The 15721-nt window shown below is 69.8% G+C and carries 13 protein-coding genes; 2 read left to right on the top strand and 11 right to left on the bottom strand.

The window, feature by feature from the left end; all coding sequences use genetic code 11:
- Nucleotides 1-125: 125 nt before the first annotated feature.
- On the bottom strand, nucleotides 126-1904 hold the full coding sequence (locus tag SACAZDRAFT_RS07075; RefSeq protein WP_005440077.1) for a Xaa-Pro dipeptidyl-peptidase: 1779 nt from the start codon (nucleotides 1902-1904) through the stop codon (nucleotides 126-128).
- Between the two features lie 262 nt (nucleotides 1905-2166).
- Between SACAZDRAFT_RS07075 and SACAZDRAFT_RS07080 the strand changes: the two genes are divergently transcribed.
- On the top strand, nucleotides 2167-4245 hold the full coding sequence (locus SACAZDRAFT_RS07080) for a prolyl oligopeptidase family serine peptidase (RefSeq protein ID WP_005440078.1): 2079 nt from the start codon (nucleotides 2167-2169) through the stop codon (nucleotides 4243-4245).
- On the opposite strand, the gene SACAZDRAFT_RS07085 is transcribed toward SACAZDRAFT_RS07080, so the two are convergent.
- The 4 genes from SACAZDRAFT_RS07085 to SACAZDRAFT_RS23720 form a co-directional block, all read right to left on the bottom strand.
- Complete coding sequence (locus SACAZDRAFT_RS07085) at nucleotides 4205-4972, bottom strand: SDR family oxidoreductase (RefSeq protein WP_040927696.1); 768 nt, start codon at nucleotides 4970-4972, stop codon at nucleotides 4205-4207. The two genes, SACAZDRAFT_RS07080 and SACAZDRAFT_RS07085, sit on opposite strands and share 41 nt — an antisense overlap.
- Before the next feature lie 115 nt (nucleotides 4973-5087).
- Nucleotides 5088-7949, bottom strand: a complete 2862-nt coding sequence (locus SACAZDRAFT_RS07090; RefSeq protein WP_005440080.1) for a vitamin B12-dependent ribonucleotide reductase — start codon at nucleotides 7947-7949, stop codon at nucleotides 5088-5090.
- Nucleotides 7950-8003: 54 nt separating this feature from the next.
- The gene (nrdR, locus tag SACAZDRAFT_RS07095; protein WP_005440082.1) at nucleotides 8004-8483 is read right to left on the bottom strand and encodes a transcriptional regulator NrdR; all 480 of its coding nucleotides are present in this window, start codon (nucleotides 8481-8483) and stop codon (nucleotides 8004-8006) included.
- 340 nt (nucleotides 8484-8823) lie between these two features.
- Nucleotides 8824-8988, bottom strand: a complete 165-nt coding sequence (locus SACAZDRAFT_RS23720) for a hypothetical protein (RefSeq protein WP_232286380.1) — start codon at nucleotides 8986-8988, stop codon at nucleotides 8824-8826.
- 368 nt (nucleotides 8989-9356) lie between these two features.
- Here SACAZDRAFT_RS23720 and lexA point away from each other — a divergent pair, with 368 nt between their 5' ends.
- Entirely contained in the window at nucleotides 9357-10100 is a 744-nt protein-coding gene (gene lexA, locus SACAZDRAFT_RS07105; protein ID WP_005440087.1) for a transcriptional repressor LexA, read from the top strand.
- Between the two features lie 78 nt (nucleotides 10101-10178).
- Here the strand turns inward: lexA and SACAZDRAFT_RS07110 are convergent, their stop codons facing one another.
- The 6 genes from SACAZDRAFT_RS07110 to SACAZDRAFT_RS07130 form a co-directional block, all read right to left on the bottom strand.
- Nucleotides 10179-11252, bottom strand: coding sequence for a hypothetical protein (locus tag SACAZDRAFT_RS07110; protein ID WP_005440089.1), 1074 nt, complete (start codon nucleotides 11250-11252; stop codon nucleotides 10179-10181).
- Nucleotides 11253-11267: 15 nt separating this feature from the next.
- Complete coding sequence (hflX, locus tag SACAZDRAFT_RS07115) at nucleotides 11268-12737, bottom strand: GTPase HflX (RefSeq protein ID WP_005440091.1); 1470 nt, start codon at nucleotides 12735-12737, stop codon at nucleotides 11268-11270.
- A 209-nt stretch (nucleotides 12738-12946) separates the two neighbouring features.
- Nucleotides 12947-13081 carry a hypothetical protein gene (locus tag SACAZDRAFT_RS24000; protein ID WP_269726604.1) on the bottom strand — a complete coding sequence of 45 codons (135 nt, stop codon included), beginning with the start codon at nucleotides 13079-13081 and terminating at the stop codon, nucleotides 12947-12949.
- A gap of 60 nt (nucleotides 13082-13141) precedes the next feature.
- Nucleotides 13142-13990, bottom strand: coding sequence for a diaminopimelate epimerase (gene dapF, locus SACAZDRAFT_RS07120; protein WP_005440092.1), 849 nt, complete (start codon nucleotides 13988-13990; stop codon nucleotides 13142-13144).
- A 10-nt stretch (nucleotides 13991-14000) separates the two neighbouring features.
- Nucleotides 14001-14915 (bottom strand): tRNA (adenosine(37)-N6)-dimethylallyltransferase MiaA, encoded by a 915-nt coding sequence (gene miaA / locus SACAZDRAFT_RS07125; RefSeq protein WP_005440094.1) that lies wholly within the window; start codon nucleotides 14913-14915, stop codon nucleotides 14001-14003.
- Nucleotides 14900-15601 carry a class III extradiol ring-cleavage dioxygenase family protein gene (locus tag SACAZDRAFT_RS07130; protein ID WP_005440096.1) on the bottom strand — a complete coding sequence of 234 codons (702 nt, stop codon included), beginning with the start codon at nucleotides 15599-15601 and terminating at the stop codon, nucleotides 14900-14902. Before SACAZDRAFT_RS07130 ends, miaA begins: the two co-directional genes overlap by 16 nt.
- Nucleotides 15602-15721 lie beyond the last annotated feature (120 nt).

Genomic DNA, 15721 nt, shown 5'->3' on the forward strand with positions numbered 1-15721 from the left:
CGTCCACGATGAAGCGCATCGGGGGCGCCGGGTGAGCGTGAGCGACATCTGTGGACAACCGGCGCCGATGTGGACAACCCCGGGCCCACCCGGGCCCGGGGTCGGGGAAATGTCGGTGCGGCCTGCTAGCGCTTCCCGCCCGGGGAGAACGCGTCGCGCAGCGACTCCTCGCCACCCACGACCGGCACGGTCACCGTCGACCGCGTCACTTCGAGCCCCACCGTCGCACCGGGCGACGGGCGCAGCGTGAAGTCGTGATCACTCGACAACAGGACGAACTCCAGGCGGTGTCCCTCGCCCAGCACGTAGTCCTGTGGCTGCAGCTCGAAGGAGATCCAGTACGGCTGCCCGGGCCGCAGCGCCTTCGTCCGCGAGAGCCCGTTCCGGTTCTGCGGGTCCGCCCACCCGCGCGTGATCACGTGGGCGCTTCCGTCCGGAGCGCGGTCGACCAGCACGGCCGTCAGATTGGCAGCCGGCTGCCCGAATTCCGTCCGCAGTCGCACCGCGGGCGTCCCGCTCAGCCGGACGGGTTCGCTCGCGGCCTCGGTGGTGTAGGACAACCTGTGTTCCGACGCCGGCGCGTCCACCAGGTCCTCGACCGTCCTGGTGGCGTCGTCCGTGAGCCACTCGGTGACGGGCTTGCCGCGGCCACGCTGCACGCCGAGCTCGCCGCGTTCCTCACCACCGGGGCCCAGCCGCAACGTGGCGTCCTCCGTGCCCGGAGCGGGCCAGTCGGCCTCCTGGGTCCACGAGCCGTCCTCCCGCTGGATAGTGGCTCTCGGCTCGTCCTCGACACCGTTGTCCACGTCGTAGAGGTAGTGGCTGAACCAGCGGTTCAGAGTCGCCAACCACTCCTCCTGGCGCAGCGAGTACGGGTCGGCGTGTCCGGACTGGTGCAGCCAGAGGGCGCGCTCGACACCGTGTTCGGCCAACGCGTCCCACCACTCGACGACCTGGCTGACCGTCACGTTCCAGTCGGAGAGACCGTGCACGGCCAGCACGGAGGCCTCGATCCTGTGGACGTCGTCGAGGTAGTTGCGTTCGTGCCAGAAGTCGTTGTAGTCGCCGGTGAGCCGGTCCTGCTCCCGTGCCAGCTCCTCGATCACCGGACGGCAGATGTCCTGGTCGGCGCGCGTGTAGACGTACTCGGCGAGCACGTCGGCGTCCTCGCCCTGGAAGCCGCCGGGTGCGACGACGGCACCGTTCTCGCGGTAGTAGTCGTACCAGTTCGAGATCGCCGCGATGGGCACGATCGTCTCGAGTCCCTCGACACCGGTCGTGGCGACGGCGTTGGGCAGGGTCCCGTTGTACGAGACACCCATCATCGCGGTGCGTCCGGTCGTCCAGTGGGCGTCCACCTCGGCGCCGCCCGCGTCCCGCGCCTGCGCACGCCCGTTCAGCCAGTCGACGACCGACGTCGCCCCACGGGTCTCGTTCTCGCCACCCGTCGTGGGACACCCCGTGGACCGGCCCGTGCCGAGCGACTCGGCGTAGACGACGGCGAACCCGCGAGCCAGGAAGTAGTCCTGGTAGCGCCAGCTGATCTCGGCCGACGGCTTGCCCGGCACGTACAGCTCGCGGTCGACGTTGTGGTTCGCGACGTCGTTGCCGCCGGCGAAGTACGGGCTCGCCTGGTACACCACCGGCACCCGCAGACCCTGTTCGGTGGCCCGGGGACGCACGACTTCGACGTGCACCACGTCACCGACTCCGTCGTGATCGGAGTCGACGCCGGCCTCGACCCAGACGTGCTCCCGCAGGACGTCGTCCGGGTCGTACACCGGCTGTGCCTGACCGTCGGTGAACACCGGCTGCTGGACCTCCTCCGCTGTGGCGTGTACCGCGACGAGCGGCAGCGACACGGCAGCGGCGGCCAGGAGCCCCCACACACGTTTGACTCTCACGAAGCCCCCAGATCGGACGGCGGCGAAAAAGAATGGTGTTGACCATTGCGGCGGCGCCCCCGGCTGTCAAGCGCGGACCGGCACGATCCGACGAACGGCGGACACTCCCTGTACCGGGCACAGCAACGCCGCCACCGCTTCGTGGGCGCTTCGCCACCCCGCCGGGACAGCTCGACGTCCTGTGCGAGCACAGGCGGTGACAACCCGATGACCAGCCTGTCGCCGACCCGGTGTCCTTCGTCCTGCTGGCAGACTGGCGGGCATGGACGAGCTTGATCCGACCGTGGAGCACGACCCGCACCTCTGGCTCGAGGACGTCACCGGTGAGGACGTGCTCGACTGGGTGCGAGGACACAACGCAGCGACCGTCGACCGCTACGCCTCGGGTGAGCGGTTCGCGACGCTGCGGGACGAACTGCGCGAGGTCCTCGACGCCGACACCCGCATCCCCTACGTACGGCGCCGAGGCGACCACCTCTACAACTTCTGGCGCGACGCCGGACACCCGCGAGGACTGTGGCGCCGGACCACGCTCGAGTCGTACCGCACGGCCGAACCCGAGTGGGACGTCCTCATCGACGTGGACGCGCTCGCCGAGCGGGAGTCGGAGAACTGGGTGTGGCAGGGCGCGACGGTGCTGCGGCCCGGTTTCCAGCGGTGTCTGGTCGAGTTGTCGCGCGGTGGTGCGGACGCCACGGTGGTCCGCGAGTTCGACCTCGAACGCCGGGAGTTCGTCGAGGACGGTTTCGTGCTGCCCGAGGCGAAGAGCTCGGTGGCCTGGATCGACGAGGACCGGATCTTCGTCGGCACCGACTTCGGCGAAGGATCACTCACCACGTCGGGCTACCCGAGGCTGGTCAAGGAGTGGAAGCGCGGCACACCGCTGGAGGACGCCACCCTCGTGTTCGAGGGCCAACCCGGCGACGTGGTCGTGCGGGCAGTGCACGACCCGACCCAGGGCTGGGAGCGCGACGTCATCCGCAGGGCGATCGACTTCTACCACTCCGAGGTGCATCTGCGGACCGACTCCGGCCTCGTCCGGATCGACGTCCCCGACGACGCCGAGGCGACACTGCACCGCGAATGGCTGCTCGTTCGCACGCGGAGCCCGTGGACCGTGCGGAACGAGGGCGCCGGCGACGCCCACTACCCCGCCGGCGCACTGCTGGGCATCGAGCTGGAGAGGTTCCTGGCCGGCGACCGCGACTTCACCGTCCTGTTCGAGCCCGACGCGCACACGTCGCTGGACTACTACGCGTGGACCCGCAACCACCTGCTGCTCGGCACCCTCGTCGACGTCAAGACCCGGTTGCGGGTGCTCACGCCCGCAGCGGACGGCTGGCGCGACGAACCGCTCACCGGCTTCGCCGAGGTCGGAGCGGTCGATCTGGTCGCGACCGACTCCCACGACAGCGACGAGTTCTTCGTGGAGACCAGCGGCTACACCGAACCACCGGCTCTGCTGCGTGGGGAGGTCGGTGGACCGCTCGACACGGTGAAGAGCGCCCCGGCGTTCTTCGACGCCACCTCGATGACCGCCACACAGCACTTCGCCACCTCCGACGACGGCACCCGCATCCCGTACTTCGTCGTCGGGCCGCGCGAACGCACCGAGCCCTCGCCGACCCTGCTCGCCGGCTACGGCGGGTTCGAGATCTCGTTGACGCCCTCCTACAGCGGGGTGATCGGACGGGGTTGGCTCGCCCGCGGCGGCACGTACGTGGTCGCGAACCTGCGCGGTGGAGGCGAGTACGGACCCGACTGGCACAACCAGGTCGTGAAGACCAACCGGCTGCGCGTCTACGAGGACTTCGCCGCCGTGGCACGTGATCTGGTGGCCCGGGGAATCACGACGCCGCAGCTGCTCGGAGTGCAGGGTGGCAGCAACGGCGGGCTGCTCACCGGAGTGATGCTCACGCGCTACCCGGAGTTGGTGGGTGCGGTCGTGAGCCAGGTGCCGCTGCTGGACATGCGGCGTTACCACAAGCTCCTGGCGGGGGCGTCGTGGATGGCGGAGTACGGCGACCCGGACGTTGCCGAGGAGTGGGCGTACCTGAAGCAGTACTCGCCGTACCACAACGTCCACAGTGACCGGGCGTATCCGCCGACGCTGTTCGTGACGTCCACTCGGGACGATCGAGTGCATCCGGCGCACGCACGCAAGATGATGGCGACGATGCACGCCGACGGCCACGACGTCGCCTACTACGAGAACATCGAGGGCGGGCACGGCGCGGCCGCCGACAACGCTCAGCTCGCCTTCAAGTGGGCGCTGGTGTTCGAGTTCCTCTGGCAGCGGCTCAGCGACGGAACCGGTCGGCCAGGTACTGCTGGAACGTGATCGTCCCGGTGTCGCCGTCCGGCGCCAGATGGTGCCCCGCGCGGTAACCCGCGTACACCGAGCCGAACAGGGTGATCGGCCGGACCGGGCGGCTCCGGCCGGCGGCGGCCTGGAACTGCCGGACGAGGTCGGGCCAGTCCGCGATCTCGGGCCCGCCGAGGTCGCGGACCCGGCCCGCCGGGCTTCCCCTTGCCAGGTCGGCCAGGCGCGCGCCCACCTCCGTGACGGACACCGGCTGGAACCGGATGTCCGGCACGAGCACGAGAGGCGACCGCGTCAGCGCCGACGACAGTCGCGCGACGAGCTCGTGGAACTGCGTGGCACGCAGGATCGTCCACGGAACACCGCCGTCCTCGACGAGGCGTTCCGTGGACGTCTTGGCTTTGTAGTACGGCAGCGGGATCCGATCCGCTCCGACGATCGAGATGTACACCAGGTGCCCGCACCCGGCGTCGCGGGCAGCGGCCAGCACCCGCTTCCCCAGCTCCGCTTCCCCGCCGCGGAGGCCGGTGACGTTGGTGGCACAGTGCACGACCGCGTCGGCCCTCTCGAAAGCCGCTCGCAGCTCGACCGGACGGCCGTAGTCGACCCGCACCGTTCGCACACCGTCCCGCAGCGAGGACGACGAACAGCTCGTGACGACGACATCGTGGCCCGCAGCGACGAGCGCACCCACGACCTCACGGCCGAGAGTGCCGGTACCTCCCGTGACGGCCACTGTGCTCATCGGTCGACTCACCCGTCCTCCACTGTGGCACGACGAGGAGGGCGGCGCCGAAGTCGTACAACGCAGGCGGGGGAGCCGACCGCCCTGGCCGACTCCCCCGCCTGCGTGTCGTCCGTCAGCTGCAGCCGGACGTCGCGCCGCAGCCCTCGCACGCGTAGCACGACCCGGCGGGACGCATCTTCGTGCCGCACGTCATGCACAACGGCGCGTCGGCCGCCTTACCGAGCTGCAACTCGACCAGCTCGGTCGTCGTCTGCGCCTCGCGCGCCGGCTGCTCCGACGTCGCGGAGTCGGCCGCGGCCGCACGCTCACCCGCGTCGACGCTGCTGCGCAGCTCGTCCAGGTCCACGTTCTCCGGTTCGGCGTTCCCGCCGCCGTACTCCGCCTCGACCTGTGCCGAGCGCTCGTCGGCGGTGAAGATGCCGAGCTGAGCCCGCTTCTCGTACGGCAGGTAGTCGAGCGCCAGCCTGCGGAACAGGTAGTCCAGCACGCTGGTGGCCATCCGCACGTCCGGGTCGTCGGTCATGCCCGCAGGCTCGAAGCGCAGGTTCTGGAACTTCTGCACGTAGAACTCGAGCGGGATGCCGTACTGGAGACCCACCGAGATCGACATCGAGAAGGCGTCCATCACACCGGCCAGCGTCGAACCCTGCTTGCCGAGCTTGACGAAGATCTCGCCGAGCCCGTCGTCCGGGTAGGAACCGGCGGTCAGGTACCCCTCGGCACCGCCCACGGTGAAGGACACCGTCTGGCTCGGGCGCTTCTTCGGCAGGCGCTTGCGCACCGGCCGGTACTCCACGACCTTCTCCTCGGCCTTCTGCGGCGCCTCGGCCTTCTCCTTCTTGGCCGTCGAGAGGGGCTGCCCGACCTTGCAGTTGTCGCGGTAGATCGCCAACGCCTTGAGGCCGAGCTTCCAGCCCTGGAAGTAGATCTCCTCGACCTCCTCGACCGTCGCCGCCTCCGGCATGTTCACCGTCTTGGAGATGGCACCGGACAGGAACGGCTGCACCGCGGCCATCATCCGCACGTGGCCCATGGGCGCGATCGAACGCTCACCGACGGCGCAGTCGAACACCTCGTAGTGCTCGGGGCGCAGCCCGGGAGCGTCGACGACATGACCGTGCTCGGCGATGTAGTCGACGATCGCCTCGACCTGCTCCTCCTGGTAGCCCAGCGAGCGCAGCGCACGCGGCACGGCGTTGTTGACGATCTGCATGGAGCCGCCACCGACGAGCTTCTTGAACTTCACCAGCGAGAAGTCCGGCTCGATCCCGGTGGTGTCGCAGTCCATCATGAAGCCGATGGTGCCGGTGGGTGCGAGCACGCTGGCCTGCGCGTTGCGCCAGCCGTTGGTCGTCCCGATGTCGATGCCGCGCTCCCACTCCCGCGTCGCCAGCGACCGCACGGCGGCGTCGTTGCGGTGGTAGGTGCGCACGAGCTCGTTGGCCGCGGCGTGCTTGCGCATCACGCGCTGGTGCGGCTCGGCGTTGCGGGCGTAGCCCTCGTAGGGCCCGACGACCCCGGCGAGCTCCGCCGAACGGCGGTACGAGACGGCCGTCATCAGTGAGGTGATCGACGCGGCGAGCGCCCGACCGCCCTCGGAGTCGTACGCGTGCCCCGTGGCCATGAGCAGCGCGCCGAGGTTGGCGTACCCGATGCCGAGCTGGCGGAACTTCCGCGTCGTCTCCGCGATCGGCTCGGTGGGGAAATCCGCGAAGCAGATCGAGATGTCCATCGCCGTGATGACCAGCTCGACGGCCTTCGCGAACAGCTCGGCGTCGAACGTGCCGTCCTCACGCAGGAACTTCAGCAGGTTCAGCGAGGCGAGGTTGCAGCTCGAGTTGTCGAGGTGCATGTACTCCGAGCACGGGTTCGACGCGGTGATGCGGCCCGACTCGGGGCACGTGTGCCAGTCGTTGATCGTGTCGTCGTACTGCAGCCCCGGGTCGGCGCACTCCCAGGCGGCCTGCGCCATCTTGCGGAACAGCCCCTTGGCGTCGACGCTCTCCAGCACCTCGCCGGTGGTGCGCGACCGGAGACCGAACTTGCCGCCTGTCTCGACCGCCTGCATGAAGTCGTCGGAGACGCGCACGGAGTTGTTCGCGTTCTGGTACTGCACCGACGAGATGTCGCTGCCGCCGAGGTCCATGTCGAAACCGGCGTCGCGGAGCACGCGGATCTTGTGCTCCTCCTTCGCCTTGGTCTCGATGAACTCCTCGACGTCGGGGTGGTCCACGTCGAGCACGACCATCTTCGCCGCGCGACGCGTCGCACCACCCGACTTGATGGTGCCCGCGGACGCGTCGGCGCCGCGCATGAACGACACCGGTCCCGACGCCGTTCCACCCGACGACAGCAGCTCGCGCGAGGAACGGATGCGGGAGAGGTTGAGCCCCGCGCCCGAGCCGCCCTTGAAGATCAGACCCTCTTCCCGGTACCAGTTGAGGATCGAGTCCATGTTGTCGTCGACCGACAGGATGAAGCACGCACTGACCTGCTGCTTCGAGCTCGTGCCGACGTTGAACCACACCGGCGAGTTAAAGCTGAACACCTGGTGCAGCAGCATCCAGGTCAGCTCGTGCTCGAAGATCTCGGCGTCCGCAGCACCGGCGAAGTAGCCGTGCTCCAGCCCCGCCTTGACGTAGGTCTTCACGACCCGGTCGATCAGCTGCTTGAGGCTGTTCTCCCGCTCCGGGCTGCCCACCGCACCGCGGAAGTACTTGCTGGTCACGATGTTGGTGGCGTTGACCGACCAGAACTCGGGGAACTCCACACCACGCTGCTCGAAGTTCACCGTGCCGTCACGCCAGTTCGTCATGACGACGTCGCGACGCTCCCACCGCACCTCGTCGTAGGGGTGCACGCCTTCGGTGGTGTAGACCCGCTTGATGCGAAGGCCCTTGCGCGAATTCGAGCCGCCCCGCTTCTTGCTCGACTTCGGTGAGGCTTCTGCGCCGACCCCCACGGTTTCTGTCATGACTCCCACTCCCGCGTTCGAAACTGACGGCGACGTGACTCGTCGCCCGCGTCCTCACTCGCTGCGGTCCTGCGGGGCCGCCCCTTCGGCGATCGCCTCACGCAGGTTCTTGATCTCGGACTCGAAGTCCTCGATCGACGAGAAGGATCGGTAGACGCTCGCGAACCTCAGGTACGCGACGGCGTCGAGCTCCCGCAGCGGCCCGAGGATGGCGAGACCCACCTCGTGACTCGGGATCTCCGCGACCCCGGTGGCCCTGATCGACTCCTCGACCTTCTGGGCCAGCTGCTTCAGAGCGTCGTCGTCGACGGGACGACCCTGACACGCGCGGCGAACGCCTCGGACCACCTTGTCGCGGCTGAACTGCTCGGTCACGCCCGACCGCTTGACGACGGCGAGCACCATCGTCTCCGACGTGGTGAACCGGCGACCACAGGCCGAGCACGATCGACGCCGTCGGATCGCCTGCCCCTCGTCCACCTCGCGGGAATCGACGACCCGGGAGTCCGCGTGCCGACAGAACGGACACCGCACGGCCGAACACCTCCCGAAAACCGCCCCGCCACAGCGGGAACGTCACCAACAACCGCACACCACGGCGTACCACGCGTGAGTGTCGTCCACGCTCCGACCGGACACCGCCGATACCGAGCGACGACTCGATCCTACCCCAACTTGTAGACCAATTACAGCGATGCAACTACTAGATGTAGGGGTTGACCATAAGCCGCACCCCGAGGCGCCGCAACCGGACCCCCTCACTCACAGGGGCGGGAATCCGACCTAGGATGCCACGCCCCGCCGAGGAGGCGGACGCCCGCCGGTACGCCGCCGTCGCCCCGGCCACACCCTCGGCACGACCCGACCCGACACCCTACGGCGCGACCCGAACGACCTCGCCGGAACCTCCGCCGTCGGGATACGACTCCGCGACCACGCTCAGTCCCGCCGCGACCACCGTGGCGGCGACCACGAGCGCCACCACCGACAGCCACAGCCAGCCACCCCCGCCGGCCGATCGACGGGGCGCGACACGCACGGTCCGACCGCGCCACAATCGGGGAGCGCTCCGAGGCCGCGTCGGCGGGCGGCGCTCGCAACGCGCCCCCGACTCCACGGGCGGACGGTCCGGAATCCGGCGGGCGACCGATCTCCTGGCCACCAGCACCATGCCAACCACCTCTTCACCACGAACGGCGGGCACGAACGACACGCTCGCGGGGTCGAACACCAGTTCTATCGAACGCCCGTGCGAATGTGTACCACCAACTCGTGCGAAAATCGAGTGCGTGCGGCGTGTTGCTCGAACAAATGTTTGAAATCCCCGACGAAGCGGACTAGCGTCGCAACCGGATGTGTACACGAGCGCCACATCGGGCGGTGCTCATGACTGGGAGGCAAATCGCGGTGGCACGCAAGACAACGGGCAACGACGTGAGCAGCGGCGAGGTTTCCGGTCTTCCGCGCCCGGTCGAGAACCCGGACGAAAGCCTGACACCGCGCCAGCGGAAAGTCCTCGACGTGATCCGCACGTGGGTGGACCGGTACGGATATCCGCCGAGCGTCCGAGAAATCGGCGAGGCGGTCGGTCTCACCTCCACCTCGTCTGTTTCCCATCAGCTGAAGGCATTGCAGCGCAAGGGATATCTCCGGCGCGACGCGAATCGTCCCCGAGCGGTCGGCGTACTCGCGATCGACCGCGCCGGTGGCTCCGCATCCGGTGCCGAATCCACGACGTCCCGAGCGGCGTCCGAGGAGAACTCCGCGATCCCCCAGCCCGCCCTCGTCCCGCTCGTCGGCCGCATCGCCGCTGGTGGCCCGGTCCTGGCCGAGGAGTCGATCGAGGACGTCTTCCCGCTGCCGAAGGACATCGTCGGTGAGGGCGAGGTCTTTCTGCTGAGCGTCACCGGGGATTCGATGATCGGCGCCGCGATCACCGACGGGGACTGGGTCGTGGTGCGTCAACAGCCCACGGCCGAGAACGGCGACATCGTGGCCGCGATGATCGAGGGCGAGGCGACGGTGAAAACGTTCAAGCGCCGAGACGACGGGCATGTCTGGCTCATGCCGCACAATGAGGCGTACGAACCGATTCCCGGCGACGAGGCCACGATCCTCGGCAAGGTCGTCGCCGTTCTGCGTCGGCTCTGAACAACGGCTCGCACCGAAAGCAGTCGGCACGCATCGTCGACGGTTCCCCCTGATTTCTCCGGAGTGAGCATTCCCGGTTCAGGTGCGACGACGCCGGCTGCCCCAGAAGACGAGGAGCGCAGCGCCCACCGCGGCGACCGCGATCGCGGGAACGGAGCCAAGGCCGGTCTCACTGTCGTCAGGAACCTCGGATGCCGACGACTCGCCGTCGGCGCTGTGCCGTCGTTCGGCGGCCTCGGTGTCCTCGGTGTCCTCGGTGGACTCGGCGGGCGGTACGAGCGACACAGCATCCGGAACGGCTCTCAGCGGCTCACCACTGCCCTCACTGGCGGACAGCAACGTGCCCTCGGGTGTGAACGCGATCGCCTCGCCCTGCGGTTCGTCCGGGAGAGGCACCCGCACGGGGTCGCGCGTGAACGCCTCGGCGATGTCGCCGTCGGTCACCGGATACAGGTAGGCGTCGGTGTACGTGCGCAGCGCGACCACGCTGCCGTCGGCCGACAACGCGGCTCCGGTGACCGTCACGCTGCCCACCGGCCCCACTGGCCCGCCCGGCGTGTCGGTCGGACGGAACGGCACCGTGCCGACTTCCTCGAGGGGCGTCGGTCCCGGGCTCGCGAGCGGCTCCGCCGGGCGGTAGACCCGGGCGACACCGAGCGCGCTCTTGGTGATGATGTACGGCGTTCCGGAGTCGTCCACCACGAGAGCTTCGGCGTCCCGGGGCCCGTCCGGATAGGTGAGCCGGTACAGCTCCGAGGTGCCGTCGCGGGACAGCGCGTGCACGGCGACCGTTTCGCGCCGGGCGCGGTTGTCACCGGTGTCGCCGAGCCACAGTGTCCCGTCCGCCGCGAGCGCGAGGTCCTCGACGTCGTACGGATCGGTCGGCGCCGTCAGAACGTCGCGCACCCGGCACTCGTCGTCGAGCACCGCGACTTCGAGCCGCTCACCGCCGTCCGCCACGGCGTACACGTGGTCGGCGTCGGCGGCGAGCCCGGAGAGTTCCACGAGTCGCGGGTCGTCGACGTGACACAGCACCTCGGGGGAGGGCACCGTCGTCTCGGCGTGTACGACGTGCCCGCCCGCGGACGACAGAGCCAGCACCGCCGTCGCGAGTGCGGTCGTCGTCGCCGCCGAGCCGAATCGTCGGGTCACACGGCTACGGTAGCGTCACGCGCGAGAGCCGTCTGTGACGTAGGCCGACAGAGTGGCGGCGAGCTCGGGATGCACCCTCGCCTTCAGCAGAGTGCCCTCGGGCCGGTGCTCCTCGGCGAGGACCTCGCCCTCGGAGTGAGCCCGCGCCACCAACTCACCGTGCGTGTAGGGCACGAGCACCTCCACGAACGTCTCCGGTCGCGGCAGCCGGACCGCGATCTCGGCGACCAACGTCGTGATGCCCTGCCCGCTGTGCGCCGACACCACCACGGCGTCCGGCAGCATGTTGCGCAGCCGCGCGAGCGTCACCTCGTCGGCCACGTCCGCCTTGTTGATCACCACGAGCTCCGGCGGCAACGGCTCGGACCGCTTCTCGGCGATCTCGCCCAGGACGTCGCGCACGGCGCTGACCTGGTCCTCGGGCGCGGGCGCCGCGCCGTCGACCACGTGCAGCAGCAGATCCGCGTCGGCCGCTTCGTCGAGCGTCGAACGGAACGCGTCGACCAGCTGGTGTGGGAGGTGCCGCACGAAGCCCACCGTGTCGGTGAGGGTGTACTCGAGCCCGTCCGGCGTCGTCGACCTCCGGGTGGTCGGGTCGAGCGTCGCGAACAACGCGTCCTCCACCAGCACACCCGCGCCGGTGATGGCGTTGAGCAGACTGGACTTGCCCGCGTTGGTGTAGCCGACCAGGGCCACGCTCGGAACGGCGTTGGCGACCCGGCGTCCCCGCTTGGTGGCCCGGATGGTGTCCATCGCCGCGATGTCCTTGCGGAGCTTGGCGATGCGCTTGTTGATGCGCCTGCGGTCGGTCTCCAGCTTGGTTTCACCGGGACCACGCAGACCCACACCACCGTTGGCGCCACCGGCGCGGCCACCGGCCTGCCGCGACAGCGACAGACCCCACCCGCGCAGTCGCGGGATCAAATACTGCAGCTGCGCCAACTCGACCTGGGCCTTGCCTTCACGCGAACGCGCGTGCTGGGCGAAGATGTCGAGGATCAGCGCGGTGCGGTCGATGACCTTCACCCGCAGCTTCTCCTCCAGGTTCCGCAGCTGGCCGGGCGAGAGCTCACCGTCGCAGATGACGGTGTCGGCCCCGGTCGCCACGACGATGTCGGAGAGCTCGCGCACCTTGCCCGAGCCGATGTAGGTGGAGGGGTCCGGCCGCATCCGGCGCTGGACGACGCCCTCCAGCACCTCGGAACCCGCGGTCTCGGCCAGCCGCGCGAGTTCGGCCAGGGACTCCTCGGACTGCTCCGCCGTCCCCTCGGTCCACACGCCGACGAGGACGACGCGCTCCAGCCGCAGCTGCCGGTACTCGACCTCGGTGACGTCGCTGAGCTCGGTCGACAGCCCCGCGACCCTGCGCAGCGAGGCGCGGTCGGAAAGTTCCAGTTCGCCCTGCGACACGTCGTCGTCGAACGGGTCGACGGTGCCGACGGCATCGACGGCGTCATGGGAAGCCTTGTGTGTCAGTTCTGTCATCGTCTCCCTATCGTCCCACGGTTCGTGGGAAAGAACGAGCCAATTGGCTGCTCGGAAGCAGTGCCACCCGCCTGGCGGTGTGGCGGCCCACCCGAGGGCAGGCGAGCGTGAGCAGGGTGAGCACTGTCACCTGTTCCAACGGGGTGGGCCGACGACCTATTCCTCACCCTCGCCGTGCGCCGTCGCCTCCGAGGTCGATCAGGAGCCGGTCAGTCGGCCGGATCCGGGGCGACATACACCGCGGAGCGATCACCGCCGTCCTCCATCGGCTGGGCGGCGAACTCCCCCAGCAGAGCCAGCGACCGTCGATGGAACTGCGCGCGCCGGTCGCTCGACACCTGCATGACCAGCCGCCATTGCCGGACATTGTGAGGCCCAGGAGGGCTCAGTCGTTGCCGACCCGACTAGTGACCCGACCAGTCCAGAGCGTTCCACCACGCCGCGTCCAGCTCGCCCTTCGCGACGAACACCGCGGGGCCGGTGAGCGTCGACGCGCCCTGCCGCACGGTGACGGCCACGCGGCCGCCCGGAACGTCCACTGTGGCCTCACCGCTGTCGTCGCCACGCAGGTGCAACGTCGCCGCGACCGCCGCCACGGTGCCGGTACCGCACGCGCGAGTCTCGCCCACGCCGCGCTCGTGCACGCGCATCCGGAGCGCGTCGGGGCCGAGCACGTTGACGAACTCCAGATTGACCCCCTGCGGGAACACCTCGGCGTCGTACCGCGGGGCGCGCGTCAGATCGAGCGCACTCACATCGTCGTCGAGCACCGACACGAGATGCGGGTTGCCGACGTCCACCGCGACTCCCGAGACCTGCCGTCCGTCGACGACGGCCACCGAGGTGCCGGTCACGGCGACCGGTCCCATGTGCACGGTCACGGCGAGCTCACCGGAGGCGTCGGGCCGCACCCGCACCGGCCGGTCGCCCGCGCGCGTGCCCACGACGAACTCCGGACCCGTCTCCAACCCCGCCTCGACGAGGTACCGGGCGAAGACCCGCACGCCGTTGCCGCACATCTCCGCGATCGATCCGTCGGCGTTGCGGTAGTCCATGAACCACTCGCCCTTGGACTCCAGTCCGAGGGCCTCGGACCGCACCACTCGCAGCACGCCGTCGGCACCGAGCCCCTGCTGCCGGTCACAGAGTGCGGCCACCCGCCGCTCGGTCAGCTCCAGCGACGCGTCGGAGTCGGGCAGGAGCACGAAGTCGTTCTGGGTGCCGTGCCCCTTGAGGAACTCGATGCCAGCCATGCCACCAAGGTTACGGGTCGAGGTGTGCCAACACGGCGCCGACCGGATCCTCCGCGCCGCCGTCGAACCACGTGATGCGGTCGTCACGCCGGAACCACGACCGTTGCCTGCGCACGAAGCGTCGTGTGGCCACGACGGTCTCCCGCGCGGCGGCCTTGAGGTCGCCGTCACCGGCGAGCGCGTCCAGCACCTGCCGGTACCCGAGCGCCCGGGACGCCGTCCTGCCGTGTCGCAGACCGTGTCGTTCGAGCCTGCGCACCTCGTCCACGAGCCCCGCGTCGAACATGTGCTCCACGCGGCGTTCCACCCGCTCGTCGAGCTCGGCCACCGCGCGGTCGACACCGACCATGACCGTGCCGTACCGGGGCGGCCCCGGAGTGGGGAGATTCGCGGAGAACGGCTCGCCGGTGACCGCGATGACCTCCAGAGCCCGCACGATGCGCCGGGTGTCGGTGGGCAGGATGGTGTCGGCCGCCTTCGGGTCGAGCATCGCGAGCCTGCGGTGCAGTGCCGCCGCGCCCTGGACTCGCGCCTGTTCCTCGAGGTCGCTCCGCACGACCGGGTCCGTCCCGGGGAAGCGGAGGTCGTCGACGATCGCCTGCACGTAGAGACCGGAACCGCCCACGATCACCGGGACCCGGCCCGCGTCCAGGATCGCCTCGATCGTCGCGCGCGCCTGCTTCTGATACGCGGCCACCGACGCCGTCTCGGTGACGTCGAGAACGTCGAGGAGGTGATGCGGTACTCCGCGGCGTTCCTCGACGGTGGCCTTCGCCGTGCCGATGTCCATGCCGCGGTACAGCTGCATGGCGTCGGCGTTGACCACCTCGCCGCCCAGCGCGAGTGCCAGCTCGACGCCGAGGGCCGTCTTCCCGGTGGCGGTGGGGCCGACGACGGCGACCGGCGCGATCACCGGCGGTCCCATGTCGCCACGTGGTAGGCCACGCCGAACGGAGCGTCGGAGTACAGCAGCTCGCCACCCCAGTCGCCCGAGGAGCGGGCGAGCCCGGCCAGCACCTGCCAGGCCGGACGGCCCTCGGCCTGGAGGTCGGCGGCGAGCGCGGGGTCGATCGCCAGCAGTGCCTCGGCGTCCGCCTCGGCCAGCGCGGCACCCACGGTCGCGTCGAAAGCCTCGGCGCGTGGATCCGGCCATCCGGGAGGAGCCGTGGGGTGCCGGGTCGACCCGTCGCCGAGCACGAGCAACGCCGCCTCGTCCGCCCCGGCGAGTCGTTCACCGAGAGCGACGCAGTCGGCGACATCGGCATGGGCGCTCACGAGCTCCACCCGCACGGACTCCGCCCCGGCCTGGTCCCGGAGCCAGCCCGCGAGGAGCGCGGGGAGGGGCAGCGTGGTCTCCGCGCCGTCGGCGGTGCCGGACAGGGCCACGGGGACGTCCACCCCGAAACCGCGGAAGCTGCCGCGCGTACTCGGGTGCACCGTGTGGCGACCGGACGCCACCCCCACCGCGACCCAGTGGCGGTTGACCTGCGCCAACGCGCGGACAGCCGTCAGCGTGGCGTCGCGCACGGCGGCACTGCGCTCCACCGCGCCCGGCACGAGAGCGGGCACGAGCAGGGGAGGCGAGGGCACCACGACGGCACACGTGATCACGCGTAACGAGGTTACCGGCAGCGTCCCGAGAGGTACCTATCGAGGCATGGAGTACCCATCAGCGGTGTTACCTGTTTGAATGCGGCCTACAGACCCGTACACGCACCACCCGGCCCCGCA

This window comes from Saccharomonospora azurea NA-128 (assembly GCF_000231055.2).
GTDB classification, from domain to species: Bacteria; Actinomycetota; Actinomycetes; order Mycobacteriales; family Pseudonocardiaceae; genus Saccharomonospora; species Saccharomonospora azurea.